General features: G+C 43.3%; 11 protein-coding genes. 9 read left to right on the forward strand and 2 right to left on the reverse strand.

All coding sequences use genetic code 11. From position 1 onward, the window contains the following. Positions 1 to 770 (reverse strand): Rpn family recombination-promoting nuclease/putative transposase (locus tag AC1U9U_RS05060; protein ID WP_479959465.1); only part of this gene is annotated, 770 nt, incomplete at its 3' end. A 310-nt stretch (positions 771 to 1,080) separates the two neighbouring features. On the opposite strand from AC1U9U_RS05060, the gene AC1U9U_RS05065 reads away from it, so the two are divergent. After that, positions 1,081 to 3,174 carry a cell wall-binding repeat-containing protein gene (locus AC1U9U_RS05065; RefSeq protein WP_479959466.1) on the forward strand — a complete coding sequence of 698 codons (2,094 nt, stop codon included), beginning with the start codon at positions 1,081 to 1,083 and terminating at the stop codon, positions 3,172 to 3,174. 21 nt (positions 3,175 to 3,195) lie between these two features. On the opposite strand, the gene AC1U9U_RS05070 is transcribed toward AC1U9U_RS05065, so the two are convergent. Next, positions 3,196 to 3,345, reverse strand: coding sequence for a hypothetical protein (locus tag AC1U9U_RS05070; RefSeq protein WP_479959467.1), 150 nt, complete (start codon positions 3,343 to 3,345; stop codon positions 3,196 to 3,198). A gap of 286 nt (positions 3,346 to 3,631) precedes the next feature. Between AC1U9U_RS05070 and AC1U9U_RS05075 the strand changes: the two genes are divergently transcribed. The 8 genes from AC1U9U_RS05075 to nusA all read left to right on the forward strand — a co-directional run bounded on the left by AC1U9U_RS05075 (position 3,632) and on the right by nusA (position 12,930). Next, positions 3,632 to 4,816 carry an MBL fold metallo-hydrolase gene (locus AC1U9U_RS05075; protein ID WP_479959468.1) on the forward strand — a complete coding sequence of 395 codons (1,185 nt, stop codon included), beginning with the start codon at positions 3,632 to 3,634 and terminating at the stop codon, positions 4,814 to 4,816. 522 nt (positions 4,817 to 5,338) lie between these two features. Continuing rightward, positions 5,339 to 5,983: a hypothetical protein gene (locus tag AC1U9U_RS05080; RefSeq protein WP_479959469.1), complete on the forward strand. Its 645-nt coding sequence runs from the start codon at positions 5,339 to 5,341 to the stop codon at positions 5,981 to 5,983. 284 nt (positions 5,984 to 6,267) lie between these two features. Further along, positions 6,268 to 7,428 (forward strand): hypothetical protein, encoded by a 1,161-nt coding sequence (locus tag AC1U9U_RS05085; RefSeq protein ID WP_479959470.1) that lies wholly within the window; start codon positions 6,268 to 6,270, stop codon positions 7,426 to 7,428. Between the two features lie 218 nt (positions 7,429 to 7,646). Next, on the forward strand, positions 7,647 to 8,429 hold the full coding sequence (locus AC1U9U_RS05090) for an MBL fold metallo-hydrolase (protein ID WP_479959471.1): 783 nt from the start codon (positions 7,647 to 7,649) through the stop codon (positions 8,427 to 8,429). 110 nt (positions 8,430 to 8,539) lie between these two features. Continuing rightward, entirely contained in the window at positions 8,540 to 9,847 is a 1,308-nt protein-coding gene (locus tag AC1U9U_RS05095; RefSeq protein ID WP_479959472.1) for a putative DNA modification/repair radical SAM protein, read from the forward strand. Continuing rightward, on the forward strand, positions 9,826 to 10,671 hold the full coding sequence (locus tag AC1U9U_RS05100) for a TIGR03915 family putative DNA repair protein (RefSeq protein WP_479959473.1): 846 nt from the start codon (positions 9,826 to 9,828) through the stop codon (positions 10,669 to 10,671). The genes AC1U9U_RS05095 and AC1U9U_RS05100 overlap by 22 nt, the downstream gene beginning before the upstream one ends. A gap of 244 nt (positions 10,672 to 10,915) precedes the next feature. Beyond that, positions 10,916 to 11,374, forward strand: coding sequence for a ribosome maturation factor RimP (gene rimP, locus AC1U9U_RS05105; RefSeq protein ID WP_479959474.1), 459 nt, complete (start codon positions 10,916 to 10,918; stop codon positions 11,372 to 11,374). A 68-nt stretch (positions 11,375 to 11,442) separates the two neighbouring features. Next, the gene (nusA, locus tag AC1U9U_RS05110) at positions 11,443 to 12,930 is read left to right on the forward strand and encodes a transcription termination factor NusA (RefSeq protein ID WP_479959475.1); all 1,488 of its coding nucleotides are present in this window, start codon (positions 11,443 to 11,445) and stop codon (positions 12,928 to 12,930) included. The last annotated feature ends 5 nt before the right edge of the window (positions 12,931 to 12,935 follow it).

The raw sequence follows: 12,935 nt of genomic DNA on the forward strand, positions 1-12,935 counted from the left end.
TTCAGCATGGATAAGGCTATCTCGGTTTTACCACGTTCTATCCCTTGTTCTATTCCCTCAGCTTTAGCTTGATCCATAGCCGATAGATGATCCCTGATGCCCTTTTCCCGCATTTCATAGAGATACCGCTCTTTATCATTCTTCAAAAAGATTTCCTCAGCTGTCAGGGCTTTACCGATGGCCGGTTCACTCATGGCGATCTCCTCCAATTCTAAAGGATGTGTATTTGAGAGATACATCAACCATTTATCCAAGCGGGTCTTTGGTTTAGTATTCAGGGTTTTCCATTTTTCCAGCTCAAGAAAATGGATTTCCAAATCCCGATTCAGCCTATTGCCGGAATGGGCTTCATACAATGAGAACATGCTGTGGTAGCGTTGGGCCTCGGAAAGGAAGCTGAAGGCCATGACATTGATCGTGACGGTGCGGGCCAGATCTTTATAGAGCATGCTGCTTTGCAGTTGGCCTTGATAGATCTTGGCCCAGTAATACAGTGTTCTCTTATCTATATTCTTTTCGTTGGCGATTTGTACTTCGATATTGATGATGCTGCCGTCGTTGGCAACTCCTAGGATATCCAGTCTGGACAGCTTATCTTTGAGATGTTCGGGGTCCAATTCTCGATCCGATAAGGTGATGTCGGTCAACTCATCTTCACCGGCGGGAGAGAGGACAGCGTTCAGGAAGCTCAGCAGAATATCCTTGTTCTCTTGCCGGCCGAAGATGTATTTAAACAAGTAATCGTTGATTCGGTTTAAGCGTTCGGTCATGTGCATCCCTCCAAGATCATTATATCATATCTTGGGACATTGCAATCAGGCTTACAGAGAGGACTTAAAAACATGTTAGATAAGTGTTTGCAGGTAATCCTTGCAATTAAAAATAATTATAGTATTTGCGAGAGACAGAGTCAAAGTAACTGTACCCATGCCCGATTCTGGGATATACTGGTGTAAGATGATGGGATGCCAACAAGTTACACCCTTTGACAATGCTGCAGCCGGAATGAGGAAGTAACTATAATACTACAGGTGTTTTTAATGCGATACCGTTCGTGAATAGTAGGAGGTATAAAAGACAATGCAATCCAACAGAAAATGGAGGCGAATCGCCGCAATGTTGCTGGCGGTGATCTTATCCCTCGCCATCAGTTCACCAATCATGGCGGCTGGGCTTCAGAGCGAGGATCAGGAAAATATACCCGGACTGCCGAGCAGCGCCAAGATTCTGAACCTGCCTCATAACTCCATCGGCTGGCCCTTGTCCAGGGATCTCCGCTGGGCGGAGACACAGACATCGTACCTGTTCATAAATAGTGATCACATGCTTTCACTGCTCAATGCTTCCCCCGATGGGATACTCGTGGCGACGCTGGACGAGAATTATCAACTTCTTAACCAGCAGCGCATCGAGCTGGAATTGCCGATTTTCGGTGCTTTTTACAACGGCGGGGACTACAATTTTATCGCTTTCGGCCAGGAAAATAAGGAAGAAAACGATGGCAAAGAGGTTATCCGCATCGTCCGCTACGATAAGGAGTTTCGGCGTATCGACAGCGTTTCGGTTTATGGCGACGAAAGCTACACGATCACTCCATTTCGATCCGGATGCGGTAAGATGGCGCAATCCGGGAATGAACTCACGTTCCATACATCCCGTTTGCGTTATACGACTGAGGACGGTCTCAATCACCAATCGCAATTAACGATTGTTCTCGATATCCCCAGCATGACCGTTAAAAATAATCTTGGACGGTTCCAGGAGAATCATGTCAGTCATTCCTTCAACCAATTCGTCGCTTATGACGGGACGAGGCGGATACTGGTCGATCACGGCGATGCCTATCCCCGCAGCGTCGTCATGCATATAAGCAACTCCCCATCCGGTTACCGGGAACTGGACCTGTTTCCGATCCCCGGGAAAATCGGCGCGAATGTCACCGGCGTATCCGTGGGCGGGCTGGCTGTCAGTGATACCGCTTACCTCGTTGCCATGAACTCAGTTGATCATTCCCGGGTCTTAGAGTATACAAATTATGACTTGGTTGGCTTGCCGGCAGATCAGCGCGATATCATCCTCTGTGTCGTACCCAAAAATGGTTCCGCCGGTCAGGTTAGACAAGTGACCCTGGCTTCCTATACAGACAGCAGCTTTACTACCACGGTTCCCTCACTGCTGCCCATCAGCGGCAACAAATTCATGGTTCTTTGGGAAGAATTTAGCTTGGAAGAAAGTAGTTGGAGTTGGGGAGATAAAACCCAGGGCGGCGACGTATGCTATGTCTATGTCGATACCCAGGGCCAGGCTCTCGGCCCCATAGAAAGGTTGAAAAACTACCAGCTTTCCGCCTGCACGCCCATCATTTACAATAACACCGTCGTGTCGCCCCAAAGTGCCAACGACAAACTGATCTTCAATCGCTTCAGCACCCTTGATGTAGAATATATAGCCGGCCAGAATCGCGTTCTGACAGCTGTAGCTATCTCCCAGCAGGGGTGGCGGAGTGCTGAAAGCATCGTCCTCGCCTCGGGAAACGACGCCAATCTCGTCGACGCCCTGGCAGCTGCGCCTTTAGCCGGTCAGGAAAACGCACCGATCCTGCTCAGTATCAACCAGCAGCTCGACTCCGCTGTGATCGCTGAGATTCAGCGCCTCGGTGCCAAGCACATTTTTGCTGTCGGTGCCCTCAGTCCCGCGTTGCTTGAACAACTATCCATCAGTCTGCCCGGTGTCGAGGTCGAATTGCTGCAAGGTGCGACCCGCATAGAAACGGCGCAGAAGGTCAACGCCAAGATTAAAAACCCACAGGGCATCTTCCTCGTAGGTTTCAACGCTTTGGCCGACGCCATATCTGCCGCTCCCTACGCCGCGGCCCATCACTATCTGATCCAGCCGGTTGAATCGGACGGCAGCGTTACGATCGACTTGTCATCCATTCCGGCTGAGAATAAATATATTATCGGCGGACGGGCGATGGTCCGGGATCAAGCCGGTTTCACCCGTATAGCCGGAATCGATCGCTATGACACCAATTGGCTGTTGCGCCAAAGGCTTAACTTTTCAGAGGATGTTGTCTATGCCGCCAGCGGTCAAACTCTCGTCGATGCTCTGACGGGCTCGGTTCTTGCTGCCCAGACCCAATCACCCATCGTGCTCATGCCGGCGGCGGCCTAGTCGATACGAAATTCGGCGAGATCAACGAGAACACAAAGTTGCGTGCCTTCGGCGGCAAGCGGGAGTAGTACTATGAAATCCGGCCTTTGAAATGATTGCATAAGTCGGAAAGGTTTTGCTCCCCGTGGTATTAAAAGTCAGCCGCAGAACCGTTTTATTGGTAATAGCCATCCCTTCACCTCCTTTGCCACCGATGAGCCTGGAAATTACTCATCGATTAAATCAAAATTCTTTCTGAGGATAGTCTGGATGACCAGACGCTCGCTCAGGCCGGTATATCGTTATTTTCCCGGATCTGCCGGGCCTGATCTGTCGGGGGGAGACCCTGGGGACACCCTTTACCAGATTGGCAAGCGCTTGCCAATCTGAGCTACGCTTAGGGGATCATTAGGGCTTAGCAGGTTATCTGTCCCGCCCCACAAACAAGGTCTATAGCGGCAGGTATTGTGCTGATACTTTGCGGAGATATGCGGGGACAGGGTTGAACAGCTTCTTTAATGAGCTGATCACTCAAAGCGGACTGACTAATATCAGTATATCCGACCACCCCGGGTATACATACGCCAGTGACATCGTAGAAAACGTCATTAATATACTGGATGGAGACATGCTCCAAGTTGGCGAATTCAGCTTCCAGTGTATCGAAACTTCAGGTCATGCACCGGATCATTTTTGCCTTTATGATCCGGAACGAAAAATCCTCTTCTTCGGTGATCATATTTTGGGAAAGATCACTCCCAATAATACGATTTGGGCGCCGCCTGCAACCATTACCAGAGATTACCTCGGCGAATATCTGAAAAGTCTCGATAAAGTTTCCGGTCTTGATCTAGAGGTAGTTTTTCCCGGGCATCGTTATGTCCTTGAGGATGGATATACAAGGATAGAAGAACTTAAATCTCATCATCAGCGGCTGCTGGAAAGCATCTTAACGATATTGGGTAACGGGAGCTTGTCGGGTGCCCAGGTAGCCGGCCAAATGCAATGGGATTTATCTATTAAGTCCTGGGAGGATTTCCCGCCGGCCCAAAAGATATTTGCGACTGGGGAAGCTCTGGCCACCGATCCTCAGGAACTTCTGGCCCAAAAACGGGCAAGCGGCGGAGAAAAGGAGATCTCATGGAAATTGGTTGATACTAGTCTTGCGACCCATACCAAAGATAGATTAGATAACGTTGCTATCGAAATTGACTATTTTGCTTCCGAATACGTACAGTATAAAACCCGCATAGAACAATACTATATCGGAGAGGAACAACAGGCGGAACTGGCTAATCAGGAGAGCCTGTTTGCCACCCGTGTCGGCGAAGCCGCTGCCAACTTTGCCAAAGGGGTCGGGAACTTTTTGGCAGCAAACGGAGTGGCCGGCGAGCATGATGCTTTGCGCAACAGTTTTTTAGATATCTATGAACAGCGCAAGGCGGACTACCTGAATTTTATTGCGGAAAACGATGACTATGCCCATGTCAAGGGGACAGTGGATGAATGGCTGCTGACGGCAAACGACTTTATGGGCGAACAACTTCGCTACGCTTATATTTCCCAGCACCCGGAAATGAACCTAACGAGCCAGTATGGTTATAGCGTTGATGATTTGAATTTACAAGGCCTACTCCTTCACCGGAAGAAAACCTGCAGTTGAATGTTTTTTGCAAGACCTTATTACAAAAAGTTGCAAGTTAAAAATGGAGAATCTTGCATCTGGAATTTCCCTAACATTGCAACCCGGGTTTTCGTCTCTTTTAGACACGGAAACCGTGAATTGCAGGCATTTCTTGGATAATAGTAAGGGGCTATTGCTTCCTTACTGTGATCACTAGTTTCCCAGCATAGTAATAGTCAATATCTCTTTTGATTTGGGTATAAAGGTCTTGTTCACTGTATTCGTAAGGGAACGGTTCCTATAAAAGAACTTGGTATGCATACTTGCTTCGCGTTATTAAATTGGTTGACTCAAATAAAGCGTTACCTTATTCGGACCGCCTTTTTTTTAGTAATATTCTTATATTAAACAAAAGATGAGATGTTTTAGGAATGAGTTAACAAATTAAGTCACCTAAAGGGATTTTAAATGAAAATATATGAGTTCGCACTCGTCGCTATTTTGATATGCATTTTTGTAGCCTAATCTAAGACGTTTAGATGATTTTTAGGAGGATTTGATATGAGGAGATTGTCAATTAACCTTTTGATCTTATTAACTATATTGATTGCCTTAGGATGTAGCAATATGTCATCTTCAAACCAAAGTATTACGATCAAAGAACTAGTCGAAAAAAACAAACTCATCAATGAGGGATATTACGAATTTAAAAAAACTTTAGTAACGCCGGTAAAGGTAAAAACCGATATCACTTACATCTATAGGGTTTGGTTTAAAAACAAACAAGTAAGAATCGAAACTGAGATATTAGAACAAGGTTCACCTATAAGTGTTTCGGGGCAGATTTATTCAGAAGAGCAAGGACTTATCGATGAATATCATAAAGTTATAAAAGAATCAAGCTATCACAATATAGGAATAGTGGGTAAAAACGAACCGGTAAATATAAGAGAGCTTACTTTCTTAAAGTATATCGATGATTTAGACCTAGGGAATATAAAAAATAATAGTTTTGAAAAAGTAAATGGTGAAGAATGCGCTGTAGTGGAGCCTAGATCCAATGGGGTAATGAAAATATGGATTAGTTCTCGAACGGGTGCCCCAACGCAGATACAATATGATAATGGCGAATTTGTTTACTATGAAAAAGTAAAAGTTGGAAAAGGCTCAGTCAATGACGAGGACTTACGTACACCAGAACAGTAAGTTGGAAATTAAGTTTTATAATCGAGGATCTATTGAAAAAAACGGCTGAAAGCTTGCATAAATGTGGAATTCGTAGTATACTTGTTCTGCATTTTGATCTCCTTATAATTTGAGATTTGGGCGAGGACTACCCTATCTCTTATTATAAGGATTTTTTACGCTTTTACAGGGATAAATAGGAATAACACTTTATTTTAACCCGATTTGCTTAAATTTAGCTGAATTTAGGCTTTGTCATTTTTATTGTAGCTTTATGCAACGCTATTGACTTGGAGGAACATTATATGCAAATAATAAATGTAACTCAGCAGTTAATCAGAGCAGTACCGACAAATATTCGTTCTGAAAATAGTATTTTGTTAGTAGAGACTGACAATGCTTACAATTACGTTGGTTTATTCGAATATAATTTTAATACTAATGAAACAATAAAGTTTAAGTTTGAAAAAAGGCCGCAGATTATCACATATACAACGGTGAAAAGAACAATCTATTATGCTTATGTGGAAAATAATTGCATGAAAATCAATAAAGTAAATTGTAAAGATTGGACGGAAGATAGTATTACGGAAATTTCGTGCGATAATAACGATGGCTCTTCCGGTGTATTAAATTCGCGAATGATTGGTTTAAGTGAAAGGTATGCTCTTTTAGCTATTCCTTATAATGATTTGAAATACGGCAGGCCTTTTTTTGAAGGAATTTATCTGATAGATGCTATCGAAAAGCAAAGCTATAGAATACAAGATAAGATTGGTGAAAAGGATACATTATTAAGATTGGATGATGCTTGGATTGTTAACGATGGGAAGCATTTAATATTAAAAACGGGAAGAATAAGCTGGCAGGAAAAAAGAAGGATATGGGAAAAATATGTCCAAAGGGGAACCGCCAATAATTATTTTGATGAAATCGAAAATCTAGTCGCCATAGATGTTATTGAATTTGTGAAAAAGGTAATTAATGGTTTAAATTTTAATGATTCAATTATACAATCTACAGACCATAAAACATGCATAAGATTGCTTGAGAATAATGCTGATATGGCAGAAGATAAAAGCGGTAATATCATTTATATAGTAGAATCTTTTAATGATAGAACCACAGATTTTATTACTTATAATCTTAATAATGGAAAAGTTTCCCGAAAACAATTAGATTATCTTTATAAAGATATAAAATATTATAATGGGACGTTTTATTCAATAACCGATGAAATGCCCTATAACGAGGTGATTGATATTTTTACCAATACCAAAGTCTATAGTTTTAAAGGCCAAGATTTAAAGTACTTTAGTAATGAAATAGCGGTAATATCCAAGCCTAACAGAGAATTACATATGGATGAAATACTTATTTCTAATTTAGTCAATTGTAATGAATATATAGTTTATACCAACCACTCATTATATTTTTCTAAACAAGATTTATTTTTGCTATATTAATTTGTAGGGATAATAATAAATAAGGTTTGTTTTAATAAGCATCATAAGACCGGGAATTGCTTTAAAGCATATTCCCGGTCAATTTTTTCGGAAAGACTATCTTCATAAAACGGCTATAGTCAATCAAGCATTGACAGGGAGTACAATATTCTGTAAATTCTGGATATGGCATATATGATTTTGACAACATGGATAGCAACGTAAGGAGGTAAAAAGCATTGATAGATATTGATAAACATGAAGATATTATCACTATTCACGGTGTCTGCAGCGGTCTTGGTGCTAAGATGGATGTCTATATTTACTTAGTGGATGGGCTGCTCTTTGATACAGGACCATCTTCTTTGCAAAAAGATACTGCGGAATTCTATAGTCGGCAGAACATTAAGCAAGTCGCTCTTACCCATGTTCATGAAGACCATTCCGGCATGGCTCACTGGTTGCAAAGGAATAAACAAGTACCCATCTTTCTGCATCCGGAGGCCATTAAGACTGCGGAACAAAGGGGGAAATATCGGCTCTATCGCCGTCTCATCTGGGGGAATCGAGAACCTTTTTACCCCCAACCAATGCCGAAGGTGATTTCAACGGGGCGGTACACCTTTGAGGCCCTTGAAGCACCTGGCCATACGGAGTTTCACCATGTTTTCCATGAGAAGGAGCAGGGCTGGCTCGTTACGGGAGATTTGTATGTGGGGCGGAGAGTGCTCTTAGCCCTTAATGAAGAAAATATGCAGCAGATGATCGCCACCCTGGAAAAAGTACTGCTGCTTGACTTTGATACGGTGCTCTGTTCCCATGCCGGGGTTGTTTCCAAGGGTAAGGAAAAAATGAGACAAAAGCTGGATTTTCTTACGGAACTGCGGGATAGGGTGAAAGAATTAAGGGCCCAAGGACTTACCGATGGGGAGATTGATAAAATAATATACCCCAAAAAACGGGCTATCAAAACCCTCTCCGGAGGGGAATGGTCATCTTATAACATTATTCATACTATTTAAGAACGAGCTGATAAGTATAAGTCCCCGCCGATTTTTCATAGATTAAGGAACAGATAATCCCCTTGCAAGAATGTACGTTCTGTTATATTCTTATAAGGGAGGGGACGGACATGGAGCTATTTGATAAACTAACTATTCTAACTGACTCGGCAAAATATGATGTGGCTTGTACTTCCAGTGGAGTAGAGCGTAAGGGCAGTTCAGGCAGCATTGGACATGCAGTCGCTGCTGGAATCTGCCATAGCTTTGCCGCAGATGGACGGTGTATAACTCTTCTCAAAGTATTGCTGACCAATATCTGTGTCTATGATTGTAAATATTGCATTAATCGCAGTTCTAATGATATTCCCAGAGCTGCCTTTACTCCTCAGGAGCTTGCCGAACTGACGATTAATTTTTACCGGCGCAATTACATTGAAGGGTTGTTTTTAAGTTCCGCAGTTATTAAAAATCCTAATTATACTTCGGAATTATTGCTTCGAACCTTGGCGCTTTTACGTCAGGAGTACCGATTTGCCGGATATATTCATGTTAAGGCTATTCCCGGTACGGATAATGAGCTTTTAGCACAACTGGGGTATTTGGCAGACAGGGTTAGTGTTAACATTGAGCTTCCATCGCAGGAGAGCCTAAGTCTTTTGGCTCCGGATAAGAGTAAGGAAGCTATTCTCCGGCCTATGGGTCTTATTAAAGGAAAAATAGCGGAGAATACTACGGATCTGGTCAAATACCGCCATGCACCGAAATTTGCCCCGGCCGGTCAAAGCACCCAGCTCATTGTCGGTGCCACGCCGGATACTGACTATAAGATATTGACTTTGACAGAAGGGCTGTATAAGAAGTATCAGCTTAAGCGGGTCTTTTTCTCCGCTTACATACCGGTTGCCGAACATAGTTTATTGCCGGCAGTATCGATAAAACCTCCGCTGATGAGGGAGCATCGTCTTTATCAAGCGGATTGGCTTTTGCGGTTCTATGGTTTTGAAGCCCGGGAGTTATTGGATGAAGATCATCAGAATTTTAATCTGCAGGTTGATCCTAAGTGCAACTGGGCCCTTAATCATCTGGACCAGTTTCCCCTCGAGATCAACAAAGCACCTTATGAAATGCTCCTGCGGGTACCGGGAATCGGCGTAACCAGTGCCCGCCGGATTTTGCGGGCACGAAAAATAGCTCCGCTTGATTTTGCGGGATTGAAAAAGTTGGGCGTTGTGCTTAAGCGTGCTCAGTATTTTATTCTCTGCAAAGGAAAAACTCTGGAGGGGCTAAAGGTAACTCCTCATAATGTGATGCAAGCCCTGATGTCCGAGCGGGTCATCGCCGGCCTTCCCTCCCGGGCTCCCCAGCAACTGGCCTTATTTGAGGAGCCGCCGATTTCCCGAGAGGATGTGATTCAGTGTTTGACGGGACAACTTTAGTTTACAAATACGATGGGAGTTTTGAAGGATTCCTATGCTGTGTCTTCGCCAGCTATGAACAAAAGGAAATCCCTCACGATATTCTCCCGCCGGAAGGTCAGTCCGGTCTCTTTGATACCCCTAAATATATTGAGACAGATCACCAAAAGGCTCAGCGGGTATACGAATCCATCCCCATCAAGATATCACTGGAGGCACAAGAATTGGTGAAACTCGGTTTTTTAACCCGCGTCCCTCATAAAGAACGGCTGGTTTTCAATTTTCTAAGGCTGGGGTACAGGGTGGGTGGAAAGGTCATGGGGATGTTAACCGATGATAATGTTAATGCATTGCAAAAAGCCGTCCAGAACTTAACTTTTGAAAGCCACCGCTATAAAGGATTTGTCCGGTTTTCGATTTATAACGAGGCTTTGGTCGCCATGATTGAACCACAAAATTTTGTTTTGCCTCTATTAGCCGCTCACTTCTCCAGCCGTTACCCCAATGAAGTCTTTATGATTTTTGATAAGACTCACAAGGCGGCGCTTGTTCATCAAGGAGGCAGAGTGGAAATAGTGGATGTTGAAGATTGGGAATTGCCGGAGCCTGAGGAAAAAGAAATAGAATATCGCCGCCTCTGGCAGCAGTTCTACAAGACTATTGCCATTGAAAACAGGGATAACCCCCGCTGCCGCATGAACTTCATGCCTAAACGCTTTTGGAAGCATTTAACGGAATTTTATCCTGAGCAGAAAGTTAAGGCTGAGGAAGCTGAAGGAGATAAGTCCCAAGGAGAGAAATCCATCAATGTGATGAGGGCAATGCTTCCTGGGAGCAGTGGCTAAAAACCTGTTCACGGTTTATTTTATTGCATCTATATAGAATCTAGCGATACTGAAAAATTCCAGCTAGATCCTCCTGAATAGCTTGCACTACCACATATGATGTGCTATAGTATAAAGAAGAGAAATTCTATCGCAGCCGAAGAGGAGTGGGTCTTGAACCCACTCTTTCCTTTGTTTTGTATAACTGGTTGTAACCCTCGCAACACTAAGGATAGTTGTTATTAAAAATAATAGGAGGATGGCTATGGGAAAGTCCGTCTTAGAACAGGTTGAAGAACTGATTGCCCCGGTAATATCCGACCAAGGTCTTGAATTAGTTGATATTGAATATGTCAAGGAAGGTGCTCAGTGGTATCTCCGTATTTTTATCGATAAAGAGGGCGGAGTCGATATTGATGATTGTGCGGATACAAGCCGTTTAGTAAGCGAGGTTCTAGATAAGCGCGATCCCATTAGTTTAGCCTATATACTTGAAGTATCTTCACCTGGATTAGAGCGCCCGTTGAAGAAGGACGAGGATTATGAACGTTTTAAAGGCAAATTGGTGCGGGTGCTCACCAAAGAAGTTTATCAAGGATATAAAGAGTTTACGGGTTATTTAGTAGGGCTAATTGATAATGAGATAGTCTTGGAATATGAAAAGGATAAAATAGCTATCCCGAAATCACTAGTAGATAAGGCAAATTTGGCTTTTGAATTTTAATTTGAATATAAAGATTCAGCTTTTAGGGCAAGAACGTTTCAAGCTAATATAAGGGGGAAGAATTAAAAATGAATATGGATTTCATTGAGGCCCTCCATGAATTAGAGAAGGAGAGAGGGATCTCGGCGGATATTCTGTTTGAAGCCATTGAAGCGGCACTAATATCTGCTTATAAGAAAAATTTTGCTTCATTACAGAATGTCCGGGTACATATTGACCGGATGACCGGCGAATTTAAAGTGTTTGCCCGGAAAAATGTTGTTGAGGATGTTGAAGATCCTCGGACTCAAGTAAGTTTAGTCGAAGCGCAAAAGATCGATCCTAATTATACAATTGAAGATATTGTTGAATACGAAGTCACTCCCCGGGAATTTGGACGGATTGCTGCTCAAACGGCCAAGCAAGTGGTGGTGCAAAGAATCCGCGAAGCTGAGCGGGGAATGATTTATGACGAATATATTAACCGCGAAGGGGATATCGTCACCGGCGTAGTCCAACGTTATGACCAGAAAAATGTTATTGTGGACTTAGGCAAGGTAGAAGCAATTCTTACAGCTCAAGAGCAAATTCCCGGTGAGACCTATCAACCCTTTGAACGAATTAAAACCTATGTGGTTGAAGTTAAGAAAACTACCAAAGGACCTCAGGTGATGCTTTCTCGTACTCACCCCGGCTTAATTAAGCGGTTATTTGAATTGGAAGTGCCGGAAATCCATGACGGTTTGGTTGAGATTAAGGGAGTTTCCCGGGAGGCGGGAGCACGCTCTAAAATTGCCGTATATTCCAGAGATCCTAATGTAGATCCCGTTGGGGCTTGTGTAGGACCAAAAGGCAGCCGTGTGCAAACTATCGTCACTGAATTGAAGGGGGAAAAAATCGACATTGTCAATTACTCCACAGATCCGGAGGAATTTGTGGCAAATGCTCTTTCTCCTGCCAAGGTAGTTGGAGTTTATCCTAAACCTAATGAGAAAGTAGCTCTCGTAGTTGTTCCCGATTATCAGCTCTCACTGGCAATTGGCAAGGAAGGTCAAAATGCTCGTTTAGCTGCCAAGCTTACAAACTGGAAGATTGACATAAAGAGCGAAACCCAAGCCATAACGCAAAATCTCATCCCCGAGCAGACAGAGGATCAGGGAGACCTGCAAGAGTATGATGAATTCGCCGATTATGCCGAGTATGAAGATTATGAGGACTATGAAGAATATAATGAATACGATGAGAATGCTGAATACGATGAGAACGCTGAATATGATGAGTACGATGATACCTACGAAGATGAACTGACCTATGAAGAAGGCTCGGATTATGAGGACTACCCAGCGTATGAGGATGAAAATCTTCAATATGATGATAATGAAGGCCATGCATTGCCTGAGCTAGAAGGTAATGGGGAGTCTGAAGAAGGCAAATTTGAGGAAGATTATAGCTATAGCGATCAAACCGGTAAGGAAGAAAAACTTACTGAACGAGATCGGTCTATGATGAAATATTTTGAGGCCGATGAGAAGGGCAGCCGCAAGGAGAAGAAAAAGAAAACTAAAGGTAAAAGGTAGGTGAA

The organism is Desulfitobacterium sp. (assembly GCF_982384815.1).

Excerpts from the sequence above, each read along its gene's own strand:
- nusA (WP_479959475.1), top strand. The coding sequence starts at position 11,443 with ATGAATATGGATTTCATTGAGGCCCTCCATGAATTAGAGAAGGAGAGA.
- AC1U9U_RS05095 (WP_479959472.1), top strand. The coding sequence starts at position 8,540 with ATGGAGCTATTTGATAAACTAACTATTCTAACTGACTCGGCAAAATAT.
- AC1U9U_RS05070 (WP_479959467.1), bottom strand. The coding sequence starts at position 3,345 with ATGGCTATTACCAATAAAACGGTTCTGCGGCTGACTTTTAATACCACG.
- AC1U9U_RS05065 (WP_479959466.1), top strand. The coding sequence starts at position 1,081 with ATGCAATCCAACAGAAAATGGAGGCGAATCGCCGCAATGTTGCTGGCG.
- AC1U9U_RS05085 (WP_479959470.1), top strand. The coding sequence starts at position 6,268 with ATGCAAATAATAAATGTAACTCAGCAGTTAATCAGAGCAGTACCGACA.
- AC1U9U_RS05080 (WP_479959469.1), top strand. The coding sequence starts at position 5,339 with ATGAGGAGATTGTCAATTAACCTTTTGATCTTATTAACTATATTGATT.
- rimP (WP_479959474.1), top strand. The coding sequence starts at position 10,916 with ATGGGAAAGTCCGTCTTAGAACAGGTTGAAGAACTGATTGCCCCGGTA.